This window comes from Sulfurisphaera tokodaii str. 7 (assembly GCF_000011205.1).
In the GTDB taxonomy this organism is placed as follows: Archaea; Thermoproteota; Thermoprotei_A; order Sulfolobales; family Sulfolobaceae; genus Sulfurisphaera; species Sulfurisphaera tokodaii.
Map to the genome: position 1 here is coordinate 1060488 of NC_003106.2, position 17531 is coordinate 1078018.

Annotated in this window: 24 protein-coding genes; 14 read left to right on the forward strand and 10 right to left on the reverse strand. The window is 34.6% G+C overall.

The genetic code is table 11. From position 1 onward, the window contains the following. Positions 1-4 precede the first annotated feature (4 nt). Positions 5-160, reverse strand: a complete 156-nt coding sequence (locus STK_RS05950; RefSeq protein WP_052846472.1) for a TRASH domain-containing protein — start codon at positions 158-160, stop codon at positions 5-7. 98 nt (positions 161-258) lie between these two features. Here STK_RS05950 and STK_RS05955 point away from each other — a divergent pair, with 98 nt between their 5' ends. Together STK_RS05955 and STK_RS05960 are read left to right on the forward strand one after the other, a co-directional pair. Beyond that, entirely contained in the window at positions 259-600 is a 342-nt protein-coding gene (locus STK_RS05955; RefSeq protein WP_052846473.1) for an ArsR/SmtB family transcription factor, read from the forward strand. A 193-nt stretch (positions 601-793) separates the two neighbouring features. After that, the gene (locus tag STK_RS05960; protein WP_010979089.1) at positions 794-1249 is read left to right on the forward strand and encodes a hypothetical protein; all 456 of its coding nucleotides are present in this window, start codon (positions 794-796) and stop codon (positions 1247-1249) included. 1 nt (position 1250) lies between these two features. On the opposite strand, the gene STK_RS15865 is transcribed toward STK_RS05960, so the two are convergent. Next, positions 1251-2201, reverse strand: a complete 951-nt coding sequence (locus tag STK_RS15865; protein WP_010979090.1) for a zinc ribbon domain-containing protein — start codon at positions 2199-2201, stop codon at positions 1251-1253. A gap of 79 nt (positions 2202-2280) precedes the next feature. Between STK_RS15865 and STK_RS05970 the strand changes: the two genes are divergently transcribed. The 6 genes from STK_RS05970 (at position 2281) to STK_RS05995 (ending at position 5603) form a co-directional block, all read left to right on the forward strand. After that, entirely contained in the window at positions 2281-2541 is a 261-nt protein-coding gene (locus tag STK_RS05970) for a hypothetical protein (RefSeq protein WP_010979091.1), read from the forward strand. A 535-nt stretch (positions 2542-3076) separates the two neighbouring features. After that, positions 3077-3307, forward strand: coding sequence for a hypothetical protein (locus tag STK_RS05975; RefSeq protein ID WP_052846474.1), 231 nt, complete (start codon positions 3077-3079; stop codon positions 3305-3307). Further along, positions 3304-3816: a DNA-binding protein gene (locus STK_RS05980; protein WP_010979092.1), complete on the forward strand. Its 513-nt coding sequence runs from the start codon at positions 3304-3306 to the stop codon at positions 3814-3816. Before STK_RS05975 ends, STK_RS05980 begins: the two co-directional genes overlap by 4 nt. A gap of 5 nt (positions 3817-3821) precedes the next feature. Continuing rightward, complete coding sequence (locus STK_RS05985) at positions 3822-4058, forward strand: hypothetical protein (protein WP_052846475.1); 237 nt, start codon at positions 3822-3824, stop codon at positions 4056-4058. A 264-nt stretch (positions 4059-4322) separates the two neighbouring features. Next, positions 4323-4667: a YbjQ family protein gene (locus STK_RS05990; protein WP_010979093.1), complete on the forward strand. Its 345-nt coding sequence runs from the start codon at positions 4323-4325 to the stop codon at positions 4665-4667. A 321-nt stretch (positions 4668-4988) separates the two neighbouring features. Further along, positions 4989-5603, forward strand: coding sequence for an MFS transporter (locus tag STK_RS05995; RefSeq protein ID WP_010979094.1), 615 nt, complete (start codon positions 4989-4991; stop codon positions 5601-5603). 194 nt (positions 5604-5797) lie between these two features. Here the strand turns inward: STK_RS05995 and STK_RS06000 are convergent, their stop codons facing one another. Further along, complete coding sequence (locus STK_RS06000) at positions 5798-6532, reverse strand: IS1 family transposase (protein ID WP_010979095.1); 735 nt, start codon at positions 6530-6532, stop codon at positions 5798-5800. A gap of 112 nt (positions 6533-6644) precedes the next feature. Here STK_RS06000 and STK_RS06005 point away from each other — a divergent pair, with 112 nt between their 5' ends. The 4 genes from STK_RS06005 to STK_RS06020 all read left to right on the forward strand — a co-directional run bounded on the left by STK_RS06005 (position 6645) and on the right by STK_RS06020 (position 8605). Further along, a complete protein-coding gene (locus STK_RS06005; protein ID WP_010979096.1) occupies positions 6645-7004 on the forward strand; it encodes a hypothetical protein in 360 nt (119 codons plus the stop codon). Next, positions 7001-7327 carry a DsrE family protein gene (locus tag STK_RS06010; protein ID WP_010979097.1) on the forward strand — a complete coding sequence of 109 codons (327 nt, stop codon included), beginning with the start codon at positions 7001-7003 and terminating at the stop codon, positions 7325-7327. The genes STK_RS06005 and STK_RS06010 overlap by 4 nt, the downstream gene beginning before the upstream one ends. Before the next feature lie 536 nt (positions 7328-7863). Next, the gene (locus STK_RS06015) at positions 7864-8223 is read left to right on the forward strand and encodes a HEPN domain-containing protein (RefSeq protein WP_052846476.1); all 360 of its coding nucleotides are present in this window, start codon (positions 7864-7866) and stop codon (positions 8221-8223) included. Continuing rightward, the gene (locus tag STK_RS06020) at positions 8186-8605 is read left to right on the forward strand and encodes a nucleotidyltransferase domain-containing protein (protein ID WP_052846477.1); all 420 of its coding nucleotides are present in this window, start codon (positions 8186-8188) and stop codon (positions 8603-8605) included. The genes STK_RS06015 and STK_RS06020 overlap by 38 nt, the downstream gene beginning before the upstream one ends. Positions 8606-9042: 437 nt before the next feature. Here the strand turns inward: STK_RS06020 and STK_RS06025 are convergent, their stop codons facing one another. The 3 genes from STK_RS06025 to STK_RS06035 all read right to left on the reverse strand — a co-directional run bounded on the left by STK_RS06025 (position 9043) and on the right by STK_RS06035 (position 11680). Then, complete coding sequence (locus STK_RS06025; protein WP_010979100.1) at positions 9043-9858, reverse strand: DMT family transporter; 816 nt, start codon at positions 9856-9858, stop codon at positions 9043-9045. A 407-nt stretch (positions 9859-10265) separates the two neighbouring features. Then, positions 10266-10454, reverse strand: coding sequence for a hypothetical protein (locus STK_RS06030; protein WP_052846937.1), 189 nt, complete (start codon positions 10452-10454; stop codon positions 10266-10268). A gap of 212 nt (positions 10455-10666) precedes the next feature. Next, a complete protein-coding gene (locus STK_RS06035; RefSeq protein ID WP_010979102.1) occupies positions 10667-11680 on the reverse strand; it encodes a hypothetical protein in 1014 nt (337 codons plus the stop codon). Between the two features lie 212 nt (positions 11681-11892). Between STK_RS06035 and STK_RS06040 the strand changes: the two genes are divergently transcribed. After that, a complete protein-coding gene (locus tag STK_RS06040; protein WP_010979103.1) occupies positions 11893-12366 on the forward strand; it encodes a PaREP1 family protein in 474 nt (157 codons plus the stop codon). A 96-nt stretch (positions 12367-12462) separates the two neighbouring features. Here the strand turns inward: STK_RS06040 and STK_RS06045 are convergent, their stop codons facing one another. Continuing rightward, positions 12463-13788: an IS200/IS605 family accessory protein TnpB-related protein gene (locus tag STK_RS06045; RefSeq protein WP_010979105.1), complete on the reverse strand. Its 1326-nt coding sequence runs from the start codon at positions 13786-13788 to the stop codon at positions 12463-12465. Then, complete coding sequence (locus STK_RS06050; RefSeq protein ID WP_010979106.1) at positions 13760-14377, reverse strand: IS607-like element ISSto12 family transposase; 618 nt, start codon at positions 14375-14377, stop codon at positions 13760-13762. The genes STK_RS06045 and STK_RS06050 overlap by 29 nt, the downstream gene beginning before the upstream one ends. A gap of 805 nt (positions 14378-15182) precedes the next feature. Here STK_RS06050 and STK_RS06055 point away from each other — a divergent pair. Beyond that, a complete protein-coding gene (locus STK_RS06055) occupies positions 15183-15665 on the forward strand; it encodes a PaREP1 family protein (protein WP_010979107.1) in 483 nt (160 codons plus the stop codon). A gap of 226 nt (positions 15666-15891) precedes the next feature. Here the strand turns inward: STK_RS06055 and STK_RS06060 are convergent, their stop codons facing one another. Further along, positions 15892-16740 (reverse strand): DNA-3-methyladenine glycosylase family protein, encoded by an 849-nt coding sequence (locus tag STK_RS06060; protein WP_010979108.1) that lies wholly within the window; start codon positions 16738-16740, stop codon positions 15892-15894. After that, positions 16733-17191, reverse strand: a complete 459-nt coding sequence (locus STK_RS06065) for a molybdopterin-dependent oxidoreductase (RefSeq protein WP_010979109.1) — start codon at positions 17189-17191, stop codon at positions 16733-16735. The genes STK_RS06060 and STK_RS06065 overlap by 8 nt, the downstream gene beginning before the upstream one ends. Between the last annotated feature and the right edge of the window lie 340 nt (positions 17192-17531).

Genomic DNA, 17531 nt, shown 5'->3' on the forward strand with positions numbered 1-17531 from the left:
TCAGTCACATTTTAATCCTCTGTTCATATTTATCAGCACAATGTGAACAACAGAAATAATGTTCTTTGCCATTTATTACTCTAACATAAATATTGTCTTCTGTTAGTTCTCCTCCACAGTATTCGCATTTTAGTTCTGAGGTATTTATTCTGAATTTCATTCTCGTTCATAATACTCTTTGTTTTAAAATATTTAAGTTTATCATATGAACAGATGTTCATACAAACATTTTTAAAACTTCAACTCAGAATTATACTTGTGGAGCCTTTACTAACTGAATTGGAAAGACTGTTCTCTGCTTTGTCAGATAGGACTAGATTAAGTATAACACTTTTACTTCTAGAAAAAGGAGAGTTAACTGTAGATGAGATCAGTAAGGATCTGAAAAAGTCTCAGTCTCTAATTTCTCACCATTTATCTTGTTTAAGGAACTGTGGGATTGTTAAGGTGAGAAAAGACGGAAAGTATTCTTTGTATTCTATTGCAAGTGATAATGTTGCAGAGTTAATAAAAGTGGCTATGAGGATTATAAAGGATTATAGTGAGTCAATACTTGGTTGTGAGGTTTTAAATGAAGAAAAACATGTTGTAAAGTCTTGAGATTTATCGTACCTATTTAAAGCTATGGTCTTTTCATAGTAAATGCTAAGGGTAAGTTGTATTAGTCAGTATAAAGCTTATCTCATCGCTTACATTATGAGTTTACTTTTAACATCTTTAGCCCTTTGCAACTATAAGACTATTATTATACACTTCTGAAGAACTTTATTAACATTCTCTCATCACTTATCTTATGGATAAGCTTCTTATTGTTCCAGCAATTCTGATCCTAGTACTGCTTTCACTTATCGCTGTAAGTTATTTTTATCCTTATTTCGTTAGTATAAGGATAAAGGTTGAGAACCCACGATACCTTTACGATCTCATCTGCTTTACGTTAAATGTTAATGTTAAAAAACCCTTTGATTGTTACTACATTATAAACGTTACTGGTATTGAAATTATGGGTAAAGTTTACAATATTTCTAAATCCTTTTGTATCTACACAACTTCTGCCTCCGAGAAGATAGATGTCAACATACCTAATTCCGTTGCTGATCAGATAGTTAACGAAAGTTGGGTAAATATGACCGTTTTGCTCACTGTAAATATAATAAGTAGTATAAATACTATAGTGGTTAGACATTACTACGTTACGGGAAATTTTACAAATCAATACCTTAACTATCTAAAGCAAGTATATGCATAACTTACTGTGTCTGGGCTTGTGTAAGTTGATAGCCACAATTAGAACAGAACTTTGCTCCAGCTTGATTTACGTAACCGCATTTGGGACATTTTACTGGAGTTAATGATGCACCACAATAAGGACAGAATTTTGCATCAGCATCAACTTCTTCACCACATTTCCAACATTTTATCTTCTTTACTTGTTGTTGTGGCTGAGGTATAACTGGTTTTTGTTGTTGTTGAGGTTGTTGTGCAGGATATGCAGGATTAGTAGGTTGCATATAAGGATTAGGTTGATATCCCGGTTGTGGGTACATTCCGGGTTGTTGATACATCCCACCCTGCTGATACATTCCTGGTTGTTGTGGGTACATCCCAGTTTGATAAAGTGGAGGCGCACTCATTAGAGCCATCATCACGGTGTTAATTAATTGTTGCTCATTAGCATAGTCTTTATAAAGATTGTAAGCATCATATGCTGTAAGACCGCCACCCAATAGTTCTACTAGTTTGTTGTGGAGAACTTCATCACCTAAAAGAAAAGTTCCGCCACCAACACCAGCTAAAGTTAGTAAATCTTGCATTAAATTAGTTATTCCAGTTTCCACTACAGCAACCCATTGTCCACCCATATTGCCTTGGCAAATTCTTATTGTGTAACTCACGTTTTTATCAGTTAACATTCCTAGTAAACTATTATGTTGTGCTTGAATAACAGCCATATTCTGACCTACGAAGGGAAAAACGTTAAAACCTTGACCCATTAAGTACATTTGGACTTGTTGGACAACATATTGTAAATTTACTGGATATTGTAATGGTACCATTTGTTGCTGTCCGCCTAATCCCATATTTTGTTCGCACATAAATATTGATGACGGCTGTCCGTAGGGCGATTGTCCATAGGGTGGCGGATAACCGCCTGGTGGCTGTTGTGGTGGTGGGTATCCTCCATAAGGAGTGTAAGCCATTGGTTATAATATGATTTTTCTAGCTTATATTTTTAGCTAATAAGCTATAGTTTATTTACTTTCTCGGTTAGTTATTCATATGAGCTGGAATTTTAAATCTGGTAAAATATCCTTAAACTCTAAAAAGACATGCACAGTAGATGAAGTTATTGACGAGCTAAAAAATAAGTATAATCTTGATATCTCTACTCTCTCTGAAATAGTTAATGACGTATTAATTAAACACTTTACGGAACATAAAATGCAACTCGAAGATATTAAGAAAAAGTATTCTAATGTGAATAATATTGAGGAAATTCTACAAAATATAGTGAAGATATATAAAGAAAAACAGGCATAACCAGATTTTCTATTTTTAGAGTGCTGTAATATCATTTAGGATTTGTTCTATGAATAATCTCCTATCTGTTTAGTGCATATCAATATCTTTTTTAAGAATAATTTACTGAAGATTTATGATGAAAAATTATTAGGGAGCACCAGAATTATCAATTACTTAGGATCTGGTGGTTCAAGCTTATGAGTATTTAGTAGTTTAAGGAAATATCCTCTATAAATAATCATAATATTTGCTCATGAACTAATAAATATTTCTAAATTTTAATTATTAGCTTTATTGTTTACAAGAAATAAATTTTCAGTTAGTAAAATGGTCTTTCTATATATTTTTAACGTATGTAAAAATGTAACGATTTTCCTATAAGTCCTATGTGTCAAATGAATATTTATAATGGCTATTAGTAATGTACGGAAACATATATAGAACTTGTCCTAAACATGCATTTTCCTTAATTTATTATGGTTCATTCCGCATTAGGCACTGAAGAAAAACTTATCACTAAAGATTTAAGTGGTTATGGTTTAATTTAGAATGTATGATTGATGAGAAAGCGTTGAAGGAGTGGATTGAGAGGTTTAAGGAGGCTAGGGAGATTAGGAGGAAGTATGCTGATTGGGATTTCATAAAATCGCAACCAACAAAAATAAGAATAGCACTAGAATATTATATAGAGACGGGAGACTTATATAATGCCTCAAGATTAGCGGGTATGGCAATGGAGGACTTTAATGAGCTTAGAATAAAAGCGAGGATACCTAGCGTATGATTGCAGTTGCAGATACTTCATTTTTAATAGATTGGGTTAGATATTCGAAACGTGATCTAATTTTCAAACTTTTTGACCTCATATATCTACCGGACTCAGTGTTTAATGAAGTAAGAAATGAAAGAACCCTCTTATGGATAGCTCAAGGTTTAGAAAATAATAATCTTGCAATATACCCTGAGTTACCACAAATAAGGGAAGAAGCTTTAAGGTTAGTTTATGAGACTAGAAGACTTCCGATAAGAGCAGTTGATTATCCTGAAGCTTATTGTGTAGTAATAGGTAAGGTAGAAGGTTATACAGTGCTTACAGAAAACGGTGGTGCAGTAGCATTAGTAAATTATTATAAAGATTACAAGGACGTTAAAGTAATGAGAGCATTAGAAGTGCTAATTCAACTTCACAATAAAGGTTTAATTACGGATATAAAATATGAAATTGAGGAGTACAGTAAGCAAACTGGGCACAAGTTTTCATCTAAAGATTTAAGTGGTTATGGTTTAATTTAGAATGTATGATTGATGAGAAAGCGTTGAAGGAGTGGATTGAGAGGTTTAAGGAGGCTAGGGAGATTAGGAGGAAGTATGCTGATTGGGATTTCATAAAATCGCAACCAACAAAAATAAGAATAGCACTAGAATATTATGTGGAAACAGGCGATTATAGGGGTGCTTCACAATTAGCAGGAATGGCTGTAGATGAATTTGTGGATTTTGCAAAGGATAAGGCAAAGATACCCACAGTTTTATGAGCTAGAAAACATAGGTCTTTAGAGAGAATTCCGAAATCGAATAGGAAAATTAACGTTTATTTAAATGGGATCCAGCTATATCATTATTGCTTTTTAAAATACAAGTTCTTTAGAAAATAAATCCATCTCTTTCCTCAAAATATAATTTAATAGAAAATCAAACCCATATAATTGAGGAATCACAAAAACAGAAATCTATCTAATATAACATATTAATCTTCTATCTTAGTAAACTTTAAATTCATATAGATATTTATAATATTTATGAGTTTCAGAGAAAGTGATATTCTGATTACCACTGCCCAAGAGCTACCTGGATACAAGATAGTTGAAGTTAAAGGAGTTGTAATTGGAATAACGGTAAGATCTAGAGGTCTGGGAGGTAATATAGCAGCTTCTTTTAGAAGTTTAATTGGAGGAGAGATTAAAGAGTATGTGGAAATGGCTGAACAAGCGAGAATGCAAGCTTTAGAAAGAATGATTGAAAGAGCTAAAGCACTAGGAGCAAACGCTGTAATTAGCGTTAGGTTCGATTCTAATGAATTGGCTCAAAATATGGATGAGATAATAGCATATGGTACCGCTGTTGTTGTTACAAAAAGTATTTAGTTACTTTCAGATATAGATTTAAATCATAACATATACGTACAACTCTTTAAGCTTTCAAATATTGTGAAATGGTCTATTATATTAACCTAGAGTGAATTATAAATTAGAATAGTCGAACTTTAGTCTTTTTGATAATGGTTGTAAGGGACAAGTTTTACCCTAAGATATAAAAGTGAGCCAAATAATCGAGGTGACAAGATATGCTTTGTGCCGATAAATGTCATTTACCCTTCGCATTTACTATGAAAAACACTATGCTTCGTCCTCATTTCATTATTCTTATACCGTAAAGGCTTAATATTTGCGAAATAAGTTTTTATTGTGTTACCTTCAAGGAATACGCTAATTTTAGGCTTAACTTCAGCTATACCAACTTTCTTCTCGGCTTCATGGATGTTCTTTTTACCAATTATATTTAGACAAATTGGATACTCTATAGTCACCATAGGTATATTTTATGGGACCTCTACTGTATTATCTTCCACTCTTTCCGTTTTTGCTGGAAGATTAGTTCTTAAGATTGGTCCGAAGAGGGGGATTATGATAGGAGGGGTTATCAGATCCATTTCAATTCTCATGATATATACCTTCTCTCCAATCCTTGTACCTTCTGGATTCATAATAGATTTGGGAATAGGTTATCCTCTTTCAAACGTTTCTAGGCAGTATTTAATAATAAAGGATGAAGAAAATAAACAAGCCACTAACGTAGGTTGGTTCATGACAATTGCAGGATTACCGGCTATATTTTCGCCTATTCTAGGGGCATTAACGGAAATTAACAAGATTTTAATACTTCTTACAGCTGTAACCACTCTTATAGCTACTGTTGTTAGGGCATTAATTTTAACGGAGAGAAAAGTAAATGAGACATTTTCCATTAACTTCTCTACGATATCTTCACCGAGTGTGGACAACAATTTCATTCATTTGTAATTTATTCAAAATTACCTTAAATCCCTCTTCCTTTTAAACACTTTAATTACACAGTAAAAATTCTAATAGAGATTACAATTATAACGCCTTTTATTATCAGTAAAGAGATCTAACGATAAATTGAAACTAAATTTACATTCTATATAATTTATATCAAATTAAAAATATTGTTGTCCACACTGATAGTGTCGTCATTAAGCTACAAATTCTGGGATTAGCCTTCTCTCCCACAAGACTAGTGCTATAGAATACTTCACCATATTTATACTCCTGTTAACAGCCTTCGTAGCCCTCTTGAAACGTACAAGCCTATCCCTCAGTGAGGAATGAAGCCCCTCGTTGGGATTAACAAGTGAGACTACCGTGTGGTTTTTTAACCAAAAGTAAACGTTGTAATCATCACTCACCCACCTACCATCATCTGGCACGTAGTCCTTGACCTCACGAAAAGTATTCTCGTCCCTATCACCCACAGAGTAAATTATGTATAACCCTAGCCTAGTGTACACATAACAAGTGAATACCCACTTGTAGAAAGCCCTAGTGTTTCTGTACAAGTATGTCCACATCTCATCAACAACCTTAGTAACGACCTTACCCTTGACCAGCTCTTTAGCCTTATTCCACAAGTCCACTAGCTTCTCATATTTCCTCTTACCATAACGCTTAATCCAAGTGAAAACAGTACCCAGAGGTACGTTAAGAACCCTAGAAATAGCTCTCATACTCATACCATTAGTATACATCCTCAAAGCCTTCTCCCTCACCTCCTTAGAGTGGTGGTGATAAACCGCGTCTGCAAGAAAGTACTTACCGCAATCCCTACACAGAAACCTCTGCCTACCAAGAGGCTTACCGCACTTAACGACGTGATGACTACCACAAGAGGGACAAGCTAAATCTTGCCTAAATACAGGCTTCCTACCCATAAGTAATACTCGTAATACAAATATAAATAGCTTAATGACGACACTATCTCCACACTCTTCATGATTAGAGTAAAGCTTTTATACTTTAAAATAGAATTTAGGGTGACCCTAAATGCAAAAAATTGATAACTGTTGTAACTCAAAGAAGAGAATTTCAGCACTAGATTTCCTAATGAATCAAAAATATACTGGAAGAAATATAGAAGGATATAACACAGATTTAATAAAAACACCAAAGGGTATAGTTAAACTATACTGGAAGAAAGAAGGAGGGAAAATCGATATAAGATACTCTTCTCCAACTTGCTTTACTACAAGAATTGCATTAGAAGCTATATGTGAATGGATATGCAATGGTGAAGTTAAGAACTACAGGGAGGCAATAGAAAAACTTTACGAGATAAAGGGATATAAAGTAACTGAAGATGTGAAAAACTTAGTTTATGAAGTCTTTATGAGGATAAGAGAATGAAGAAGATCGCGTATATCGCTCTAACTAATCTAGCTCAGTACATTCTGGTAAATATGATAATTCCCCAGCTAGAAGAAGGAAGGCATAATGCTAAAGTTAAAGGAATATTCTTTGTGAATGATAACGTTTATATGCTAACTAAAGGAACAGATACTGCGGAAAGACTAAGAGAACTTTACGAGAAAGGAATATACTTACAAGCCTGCGACCAGTGTACTTATATGAGGAATTTAGCAAGTTCATTAATTGAAGAAGCTAAGATTGGTTGCTTCCCAGATTTCTATGCAGCAATAGGAGATGTTGATATAATAATCACGATTTAAATATTTTCTTTTTTATTTTAGTGAAACTCACATATATTGAAATAATTAAGTGAAATTTCTATGCTGAGTAAAACTAAGACGAGATTTTACTTATGGTAATAATGAAATAAGATCCATAGCATTTCCTCATATATGTATATGGCAATTTTAGTTTAAGTTCTATAACCAGTAATTTATATCAAAATTTATGAAATAACACGCACAATTAATATACTCAACACTAAAATATTTCTGGTTGTTATCAGTATAATACGAGTATGAATTATACTTTTAGTGGACATTGGTATTTACCACTATCTTAAATTATCCCTGCTTTTAATTACTTCTAATTCAGCCACAACTACTCTCTTAAAACCTCATTTACCTCAGCTCATTAGGGATTAACTGAGGGAAAATTTCTAAATAATATATAAATACAAGATTTTCCTAGTTGAATAATCTTTATGAAATGAGTATAATTATCCTGCTTAGTTGACACGATTTACTTTGTTTAGCGATTCCACAATTAGAGTTTTAATAATTCGCATAAATAAGATATTGTGGCAAAGTGGTTTGAAAAAAGTGATAAAGATAAAGAGGTTGCTTATCTCCTTCTCGATAAAGGCTATTATCCTGAAGCTTGTTTCCATGCTGTCATGGCTGTGGAACTGAGATTAAAAGGTGTCTTAGTCCAAACCACTGGAGGAATAATTTATACACATTCGATAAAAAGATTATTGGATGAGGTAGCAAAAATTAAAAATCTCCAACTAAACGATAAAATACTTGATTGTGCTAACTATCTCTCCCTAATGTATTTAGGCTCTAGGTATCCAGAAGAGGAGATAATCGATATGGATAGGAGTGAGGGCGAGAAATGTGTCAGATGCATGGAAACGATTCTCTCTATTATCTGATTTATTAGAGCTCTACAAAAATGAGGAAACACAATTTAAAGAGTACGTTTCCTATTTATGCGAGAGAAATTACACAGTAATACTCTTCGGTTCTAGAGCTAGGGGTGATTACAAAATTTATAGTGATTACGATCTTTTAGTTATAGGCGAAGAAATGCCAAAACTTCCACCAACCGATGCAATAGAACTTCATTTTGTTAAGAAAGAAAAACTGGAAGATAAAATACGTGAGTTTAATACTATTGTTATTGATGCTTTTTACGAAGGCAAAGTAATCTGTGATAAACTTAATATTTATGAAGATAATAAAAGAAAAGTTCTTGAGAAGATTAAGGGACTTAAGAGGGTTAAAGAAGGATGGGTTAGAGAAAACCAACACTAAATTTCCGTGATAAATTAAGGTAATTACATGAATATCGCTTTGTGAACAATAGTATATTATACTTTAAGAAAATTTCAAGATAAAAAGGATGTGTTTGTTTCATTACCATAAAAAATTATAATATTTGTTCATGAAATAATAAAATATTTTTAATTTAACTTCTTATTTTATTGCTTATTAATAAAAAATTTTCATTCAACAAGAAGAGATCTATTATATGTTTTTAACGTAATGTAAGACTATAAGTATTTTTCTTAATTTGCACTTCTTCATTTAGTCTTTTGATTTAGGTCAAAAAAGGATTTGAATTTCATGGAGTCATTTTTTATTTTTCATTGAATCAATATTTCATCCCCATTTATATATAGATTTTATTGTTAAATATTATAAAGAAGAACAGCTTTTTATATTCTATTATTTACTGCAAAAATTTTATTTTATATCTTCCTTATCCTAGAGACCAAAATTCCTATAAACATGAGAATAATTCCAATTATTTGAATGAGTAGAGGGGGTGTTCCATATAATATATATTCCACCAAAGTAGTTAAAATGGGAACTGAAAAGCTTAAAACAGTAACCCTTGAAATCTTTTCTATCTTTACCATCATATTCCACAAAAAGAACGATAATGCTCCACCTGGTATAGAAGTATATACAATACCATATGCGAATTGCTCATTTAAATCAACTTTATAGTCTATTGGCAATAATAATGTCAATATTATAGAACCAATGGCAAACTGGCTTGAGTTAACTACTAGTGGATCGTATTCTCTTAGTTTTCTATAATATACTGAAAAAGAGGCCCAAAATATTGCATTAACAACTGTTACAATTGATCCCAATAACGTAAACCCATGAATTAAAGGTAAACCGTAAAGGATCACTCCGGAAAACCCTATGATTACACCAATAATCTCAATTAGCGTAGGGTTTTCTGATAATACTAGAAGGGCTATTGGGATTGAAAATAATGGCATAGTATAACTTAATACAGCTGACTCAGCTGGAGTTACATAGAGTAATCCATATGCCCAAAGGAGTGATGAGGCAGTAGTGTAAATTGCTAATTGGATTATGTCTTTGCTAAAAATCACTTTCTTACTTAACGAGACGAATATTGCTGTAGATATTAAGTATCTAATGAGGTTAAAAACAATGGGTGAAGCAGAAGATATTGCTTCTTTGGCAAAGTAATAGTTAAACGAACTTATTAACACGTAAGGGATTAAGTATTTTACAACTTTCACTTGCTACCCGTTTTGGCTTCAAACTATAAAGTTATCTCTAATTACAATGTATTAGTGATTCCTAGTACTGTCGTCAAGCTATTCATATTTCTATAAACTATTAACATTCAATAATGCCTTATTTTATTATTTACATTTTTTGTAAAGGAAAAATAATTTAATATATAAATGGGAAGATTTAAGTCTCTTTGTGAACTGTGGTCTTTTACGGCTCTTTTGCGAATTCACTTTATTTTATTATTTTGGGATTGGATAATTGATTGTACATTGACAATTGGAGAGACTAAGAAGTTATACCACGGACTTACTGGAGACAATGATATATAATCAATTATTCCCTCATACAATTATTCTAATTCTGAGAGAATATTACAATCCGCAAAGGAGGCGTGAGAGACCGTTTGTCCCTATACCATCATTTCAATCATTTTATCTTCAATCATGATCTGGTGTAGGGACTTAGCCCTCAACCACCTACCAAGTTTCACGGTAGGTGGGTCATGGGACTCCTTTGAGCCCAATGGCATAGGACTCACATCTCTGCAATTTTCACCCCCACCCTTTTGGGCAGTGCCCACATCAGAATGAGGGATCATCTCCACCATAGAAATTTAAAATTAATGAATGTAAAAAGATTTCTATTAATATGAAGAAGGATTCAGTCCCTTCGATTTTCTTAGATTTTAGGTTCGTAAATTTTAGTCAAATTAATTTGATAAGGAAAGTCTAGATGTTATCTCTGATAAACATTTAACCAATCCATAAAGCAGCTTTACGGTAAGAGTTTCATGAAGATTAAGAAGCTTATCTATTTGACAACGTGAGAAGCTATAATTTCTACCCCTTCCTCCTCAAGCTTTTTCTTCACCCTCTTATCCACATAGTTGGCTACAAGAAATAATTTTACCTTCTTATCCTTATACTTTGCTGAGAATAACTTTTTTCTAACAATAATTTGATCATATGTCCCTTTATCCGCAAAATTCTTTATCTCAAACACATAAACATAATCGTCAGTCTCATAAAAATCCACCTCAAACACCTTACCCCTCTCAATTACTCCCTCATCATCAACTATCTTACCGTGAACAACCCTCTTAGGATCAACACCATGAAGCTCCAGAGCCTTCCTATAAAGCTTTAACATAGCCCTCTCCAAACCCCTCCCAGCCCTATTAGTAAAACCACCTAACTCTATCGAAAGCCTCTTAACCTCCCTACCCAACCTAAGCACAGCCTTCTGCAAAGCCTCTATAGCCTCACCTCGTTTTCTCACTGCCTCTTGTAAAGCCTCTATAGCCTCACCTTGTTTCTTCACCGCATCTTGAAGTGATACTATGGCTTCTCCTTGTTTCTTAACAGTCTCTTGTAAGGATTGAATGGCTTGTTGAAGTGCTTGAATTGCTTCAGTGTGTTTATCCACAGTCTCTTGTAAAGACTGAATTGCTTCTCCTTGTTTCTTAACAGTCTCTTGGAGTGATATTATGGCTTGAGTATGTTTATCCACAGTCTCTTGCAAAGATTGGACTGCTTGTTGTAGTGATACTATAGCCTCACTTTGTTTTTTGGCTATCTCTTGAAGTGCTTGAATTGCCTCAGTGTGTTTATCCACAGTCTCTTGTAAGGATTGAATGGCTTGTTGAAGTGCTTGAATTGCCTCAGTGTGCTTTTTAATCTCCTCTTGTAAAGCCCTTATACTTTCACTGTTTTCTTCCAATTTCTTTATTACAATCTCATCCTTAAGCTTGGCATAAATTTTTTCAGCTAGTACTGAAAGTAATTGAGGATTATTAAGTATCTCATCAACAATTTTTTCACTCATATTTGATTACTTTAAACTTGGAGATTATAAACCATTCGGAGTAATCTAAAAATAATTAGGAGAGAGGTTACATATTATACCTTTTATTTAGATACTAGATTATTTAGATACTAGAAGATTCCTCTTAACCCAAAATCTAAGGTTAGGCTACATAACCATCTCAAGATAGAAGTGATAAAAACTTTATTTCTTAAAAAGATTGTTATTATTATATGCAAGAATTGCCGAAACCTTGGTTTGATATTGAAGGTTATAAGAGAACTAGGATAAAGGAAGCGGAATTTGAGGCTAATATAGCTGAAGAGTTTGTAAAAGAAGGGCTTTTACGCAATGCTGCGGGTAAAGCATTTCAAGCATGGAAAGCTCTATTAGGTGCTATGCTGGTAGATATAAGGGGCGAGTTATTAAAGAAATATCCTGGCAAGAAGAAATTGAGAGGGAGGAAAATAGTAGAGTTTGCGGATTGGTTAATTGCTATTATACCTACTTCCTATATGGAGGAGCTATCCCTCCTTTTAGGAAAAGATGTAAACTTAGTTACCAAATTAGCCTTAGCACTTCATGAATATCAGTATAATGGGGCAGATAAAGACACTATACTAAGCCCATTCAGAACTGATGATATCGCAAAAGAAAATATACTTATTTTGATAGATGAAATAAGATCAAGACTAAAAAAGATATAATGCGATCGAAGAAATATATCATTACAGAATGATTTATGAATATGTTCTAAGAAGTTTATACGCTTACTCCCTTAATTATTATCTGAATCGCAGTGTTTACCCGTGGCGTAACTTATCCTTACTTTTAATCACTTCTAATTCCACCACGGGCACCCCTCTTGAGGGCTCATACACAGTCACCCTCAACTCATTGGGGCTGGTCGAGGGGAACACCACTACCCTCCCATCCACCTTTTTCATGAGGTTGAGAGGTGCAATTGAGTCCCTCTCCAATAAAACGTCCCCGCCGTCCAAGTACCTAGCATTCACCCTGAAAACTTTAATCCCCCTACCCTCGTGAGCAGTGCCCGTCATTAGGTAGGGGTTAAAAACCTTAACAATTCTCTCAATGATCTGCTTGCTTTTCTTTAACTTCTTGCCATTAAAAGGGTTGATCGACGAGGTGTAAGCCTCGGAGACCTCCTCAACGTCAACTGGTTGGGCCTTAAGCAACTCCACGAACTTAACGACACTCCATTGGTGGACCCTGTGCCTGAGTTCGTCATTCTTGTCCTTTTCCATCCTCTCCTTAGCCATTGAAGAGAACTTGCCGACAACGACCCTGGCGTTGAAACTCTTAGCTAGCTCTGCAATTCTCTTAACAGTCTTCCTCAGCACGTCAAGTTTCCTCTCCCTTTCCCTTAACCTCCTCAGCTTTTTCTTAATTAGCTCCTCCTTAGTTGAATATCCTTTAGTAATTTCTTTCCTCCTAATGGCATAGTTGACAACTATCCTGCCCAAGTTGGTCTCATAACGCCTGATCTCCTTCAGTTTAAAGCCCTCGAAGACCGCGACCGTCACGTTGTTCTCGTTAACATCGATGGAGAGATAGTTGCCCTCCTTCACATTCACTTCTTCCTCCTTCTCGAAAGTCAGCCAAATGACAACTTTTCTACCGATGAGCCTTAGCTTTAGCTCCTCTGCTACCCTCCACCCCTCGTAAAGATAGCGGATTAGCTGTTTAGTAATCCTCAATGGGATCTCGACCCAGCCCTTATGCGTCAAAACGCTTACAGAGAGCTTGTTGAACCTCCAGTTTATCTTGTTGGGATAAATTACGACGACCTTCTTGTACTCTGGTTTGTCCTTCTTAGTTAACCCTTTCTTCCTCCTCTCCCTAAAGCTCTTAACTATCCTACCAGCTACAATATAAGCACCCTCGATAACCCTCGAAGGTAATGAAGGGTACTTAGCCTTGTAGTACTTATAAAACCTCTCGTGCAACCTCTTCCTAGTGGTCGGCAAGTTTTCCTTAAGGATTGTCTCTATCATCTCGTCGACCATCCGTTTCTGGACTTCCTCGACCTCCTTCAACACACGGTACTTCCAGTAGTTCAGCGTATCGCTTTCTACCCTAACCGTCCTTCTCAGCGTCTTCAACACACTTGATCACCTTCTCGTATTTATGGGATCTATGTCCATAGATCCTAGAAGCGAAGGACCTGACAATCTCAACGAAGTCCTCCACTAACTCTTGCATGTAGTCCTTTGGTTCCTCTTGAAAAGCCACGACTACGCCAACCCCGTAAGCCTTGAACAGCTCAACGAGGTAGTCGAAGCCGAAGCGTGTGAGCCTGTCCTTGTAAGCTACTACTACAACATCTATCTGCCTCCTCCTAGACAACTCAATCAGCTTCTTTAACCCCCTTCTGTCCTCCTTCAGCCCAGACCCTACGTCCTTGATCTCAATAACGCTCACATTGCCGTAATTCTTCTTAACCCATTCCCTCAACGCGTTTATTTGCCTCTCCAAGTCGTCCTTTTGAGTGTTTGATGAGACCCTAGCGTAAATTGCGACCTGTTTGAGCCTACCGCCACCGCTCAACAACCTCTCTACTTCGCTGTAAGGGATCCTCCACCTACCGTTAATTTCAATAGCTTTTATCTTCCCCTCCCTGATCCACTTTATCACCCCACTCCTACTCATCCCGAATATTTCGGCAACCTCACTTGGAGTTAGGTATCTCTCCACACTAATTAGAAGTGATGAAAAGTATTTAAAAGTTACGTGAAAACGTCACAGTCTGTGCAAATATAATCCCCTAAAGAGAGCCGTGGGGCTGAATCCTTTTTTATATTGATAGAAATCTTTTTATATTCGTTAATTTAAAATTTCTATGATGTAAATAATCCCTCACACCGATGTGGGCTGTGCCCAAAAGGGTGAGGGTGAAAATAGCAGAGATGTGAGTCCTGTGTCGTTGGGTTCAAAGGAGTCCCATGTTGAGGGCTAAACACTCAATCATGAGTGAAATGAAAGTGTAGGGACAAACGGGAGGAAATTATTTCGTTCTATTAGGAATTTCTTTGTGATAACCTAGGATTGGTAGTTTCACCTATTTTTGTAATCCTAACAGTTATTCTTTCAAAGTTTATTGAGTAGCTTAACTTAGGTTAGCATTTATAGGAAAATCGTTACATTTTTACGTGACGTTGAACATAAGTAAGAAATATTGTCCTATTAACTGAAAAATTACTTATGATAAACTAAATAAAGTAAGGGAATAAATTCAAAGTATTTATTAGTTAATGAAAAAATATTACAACTTTTTATGGTAAGGGAATTTCCTTAAATTACTATTAGGTGTTAACTACATGAATAGTTTCTTATTTTTAGTTTCATGAGATAGAGCCTGTAGATTACTCTATAAATTGTATAGAATATTTTTAAGATATATATCACCTAATTACAGTAAAATTTCTATTAGCTAGCTACAGATATGTTGAGCCATTAAAGTTAATAAAACATTTTATTATTATTCACATATAATTAGTTTGTGGAAATACCGAGGCTACTGGAGGAAGCACTTAGAAAGGAAGCTTTTGAGAAAGGTATAGATGAAGAGTTATTACTTATTGATAAACTTTTAAGAGATCTAGATCCCTCAACGCGTTTCACTTTATATAAGGAGAAAGCAAACGAACTTCTCTCAGAGGCTAAGAAATATCTTGAGAGCGGGGATTTAATTCAAGCTTCAGAGAAAGCCTGGGGAGCTTGTGCTTCAATTGTAAAGGCATATGCTGAGAAAAAGGGCCTTGAACATTATAGGCACAGACAATTAGAAGAAGTTATGAGTAAATTGATAAGCACAGAAAAGGACGAGAAATTGGTCTCTGATTGGTCTATCTGTTTAAGACTTCACTCAAACTTTTATGAAGGCTTTATGACTACAGAAGATGTTAAACTTTCGTTATTGAAAGTCGAGGAATTCGTAGAGGTTATGAATAGGATAATGGAAAGGGAATTTAAAGGTACTTGAGCTTTGATGTTGAGTAGTTAATACTTTTAAAAGTTTTAAAAGCACTACATGCATGCCTTTAATCTTAACCGCAAGAGAACGCAGTATTTTTGCGTTAATATGCCTTTAAATCCGATAAGTTATTTATAAAAATTTATGAAAAATCATGTAGCTTAGAAGCATGTTAAACGTTAGCTTTAACTACAGAGAACTACTTAAGATAAAACTACTACCAAACTAATAAACACTATAAAAGTCCTTCATGATAAAGATTTTCCAAAAGTAAGTAATAATAAATCATCCCGGAATATTCCTTAACAGAAGAAAGTATTTCCTCAATGTTGTCTATACCTAAAAATCTTTTAGCCTTATTTCTAAACCCTACATCCCCCGTGGGAATTACATCAATCCTCCCTAGCCCTCTTAGCAATATATAGTTTATTGACCACTTACCTAAACCCTTTAAGTTTTTAATTGATTCAAAACTGTCCTTATCTTTTAATGCATTCACTGCGTTCAGTATATACTCAACTTTTCTTGAACTATAACCTAAACTTCTAAGCTCTTCTGGTTTAGAATTAATTAAGTCCTCAACAGTGGGAAATACGTTAATCTGCTTATCATCTACAATGACTTTTCCTCCGAACTTTTCGGCAAGTTTATTGACTAAAGTGAGGCAGACATTAAGAGATATCTGCTGACAAGAAATTACGTTAGTAACAGTCTCTAGAAGAGTAGGAAAAACTACTGGTTTAGCCCCGATAAATTTTCTCGCTAAACTAGAAAAATACGGATTATCTAAGGCTCTATTATAAAAATTTGTTAAATCTACGTCTAATCCCAAAACTCTCCTCAATGTTTTAATTATTCCTTCCTCATCATCATCTTTACTGCTGAAGATCTCAACTCTGAGCTTAGGGTTATAAATTCCGCCTATTTGCTTTACTTTAACTATAACGTCCCTGTTAAATACTCTAACATAAGATTTATCGGGTAATATCTCATCTATCTTGTTATTTTTCACTCTCTTTAAAAGCCAAGTAGTATAAAGCAGATTAAAAGGAGGTACTATATCATCTATATCTACGCTACGCATTGTTTTTCCCTATTCTAGATAGGGCTATTCTCTTCCCTGTTCCCTCTTTATAAATGTCGGTCAGCTCTATCTCCCTTAACCACTTAACACTCTCATAACAATATTGGGAAGGAAATACTAATCTTATAGGTCCTCCTTTCTCCCTCGTTAAAGGCTTTCCCATATACTCATAAGCTAGGACTACATTATCTTCCATGACCTTATCTAAGCTTAAGGTTATAGTATAATCTCCTGATTTAAAAATTACATATTTAGCGTTATTTAAGGGTTTAGCAAGTAAAAGCAAATCCCTAACTCTTACACCCTGCCATTGTGTATCCTTAATTTCCCATCCCTCAACGCATCTGAAATCGAAAGTCAAACCTACTTTAGGTAATGCCTTAATATCATCAAGCGTGAGATTAATGTTCTTCTCAACCAAACCATAAATCTTAAGTGTAAATTCATCCATAGTTTTGAAATGCAATATTACAATATTTAAATATTTAACCTAAATTATTAGGGACGAGATACTTAGTATTCTGGTCATTAAGTTACGATAAACTCATTAAACTCTCACTAAAGCACTAAGTTTTATATTAGCTCATAACTTTAACTAAGACAGTACTTTAAATTCATATAAGAATGGTGTCTTCTCCTCTAATAAAAACATTGAAAACCAAAATTCTCGTCATATAAGTATAAAGAGTATAATTTCACTTTTATGAGTGTGAAGATAGTGTCTTCATTTGTATATAAATTTACTAAATGACAAAACGTGAGGCAAGCCTCGCCTTTTAAGGCGGGGTAAA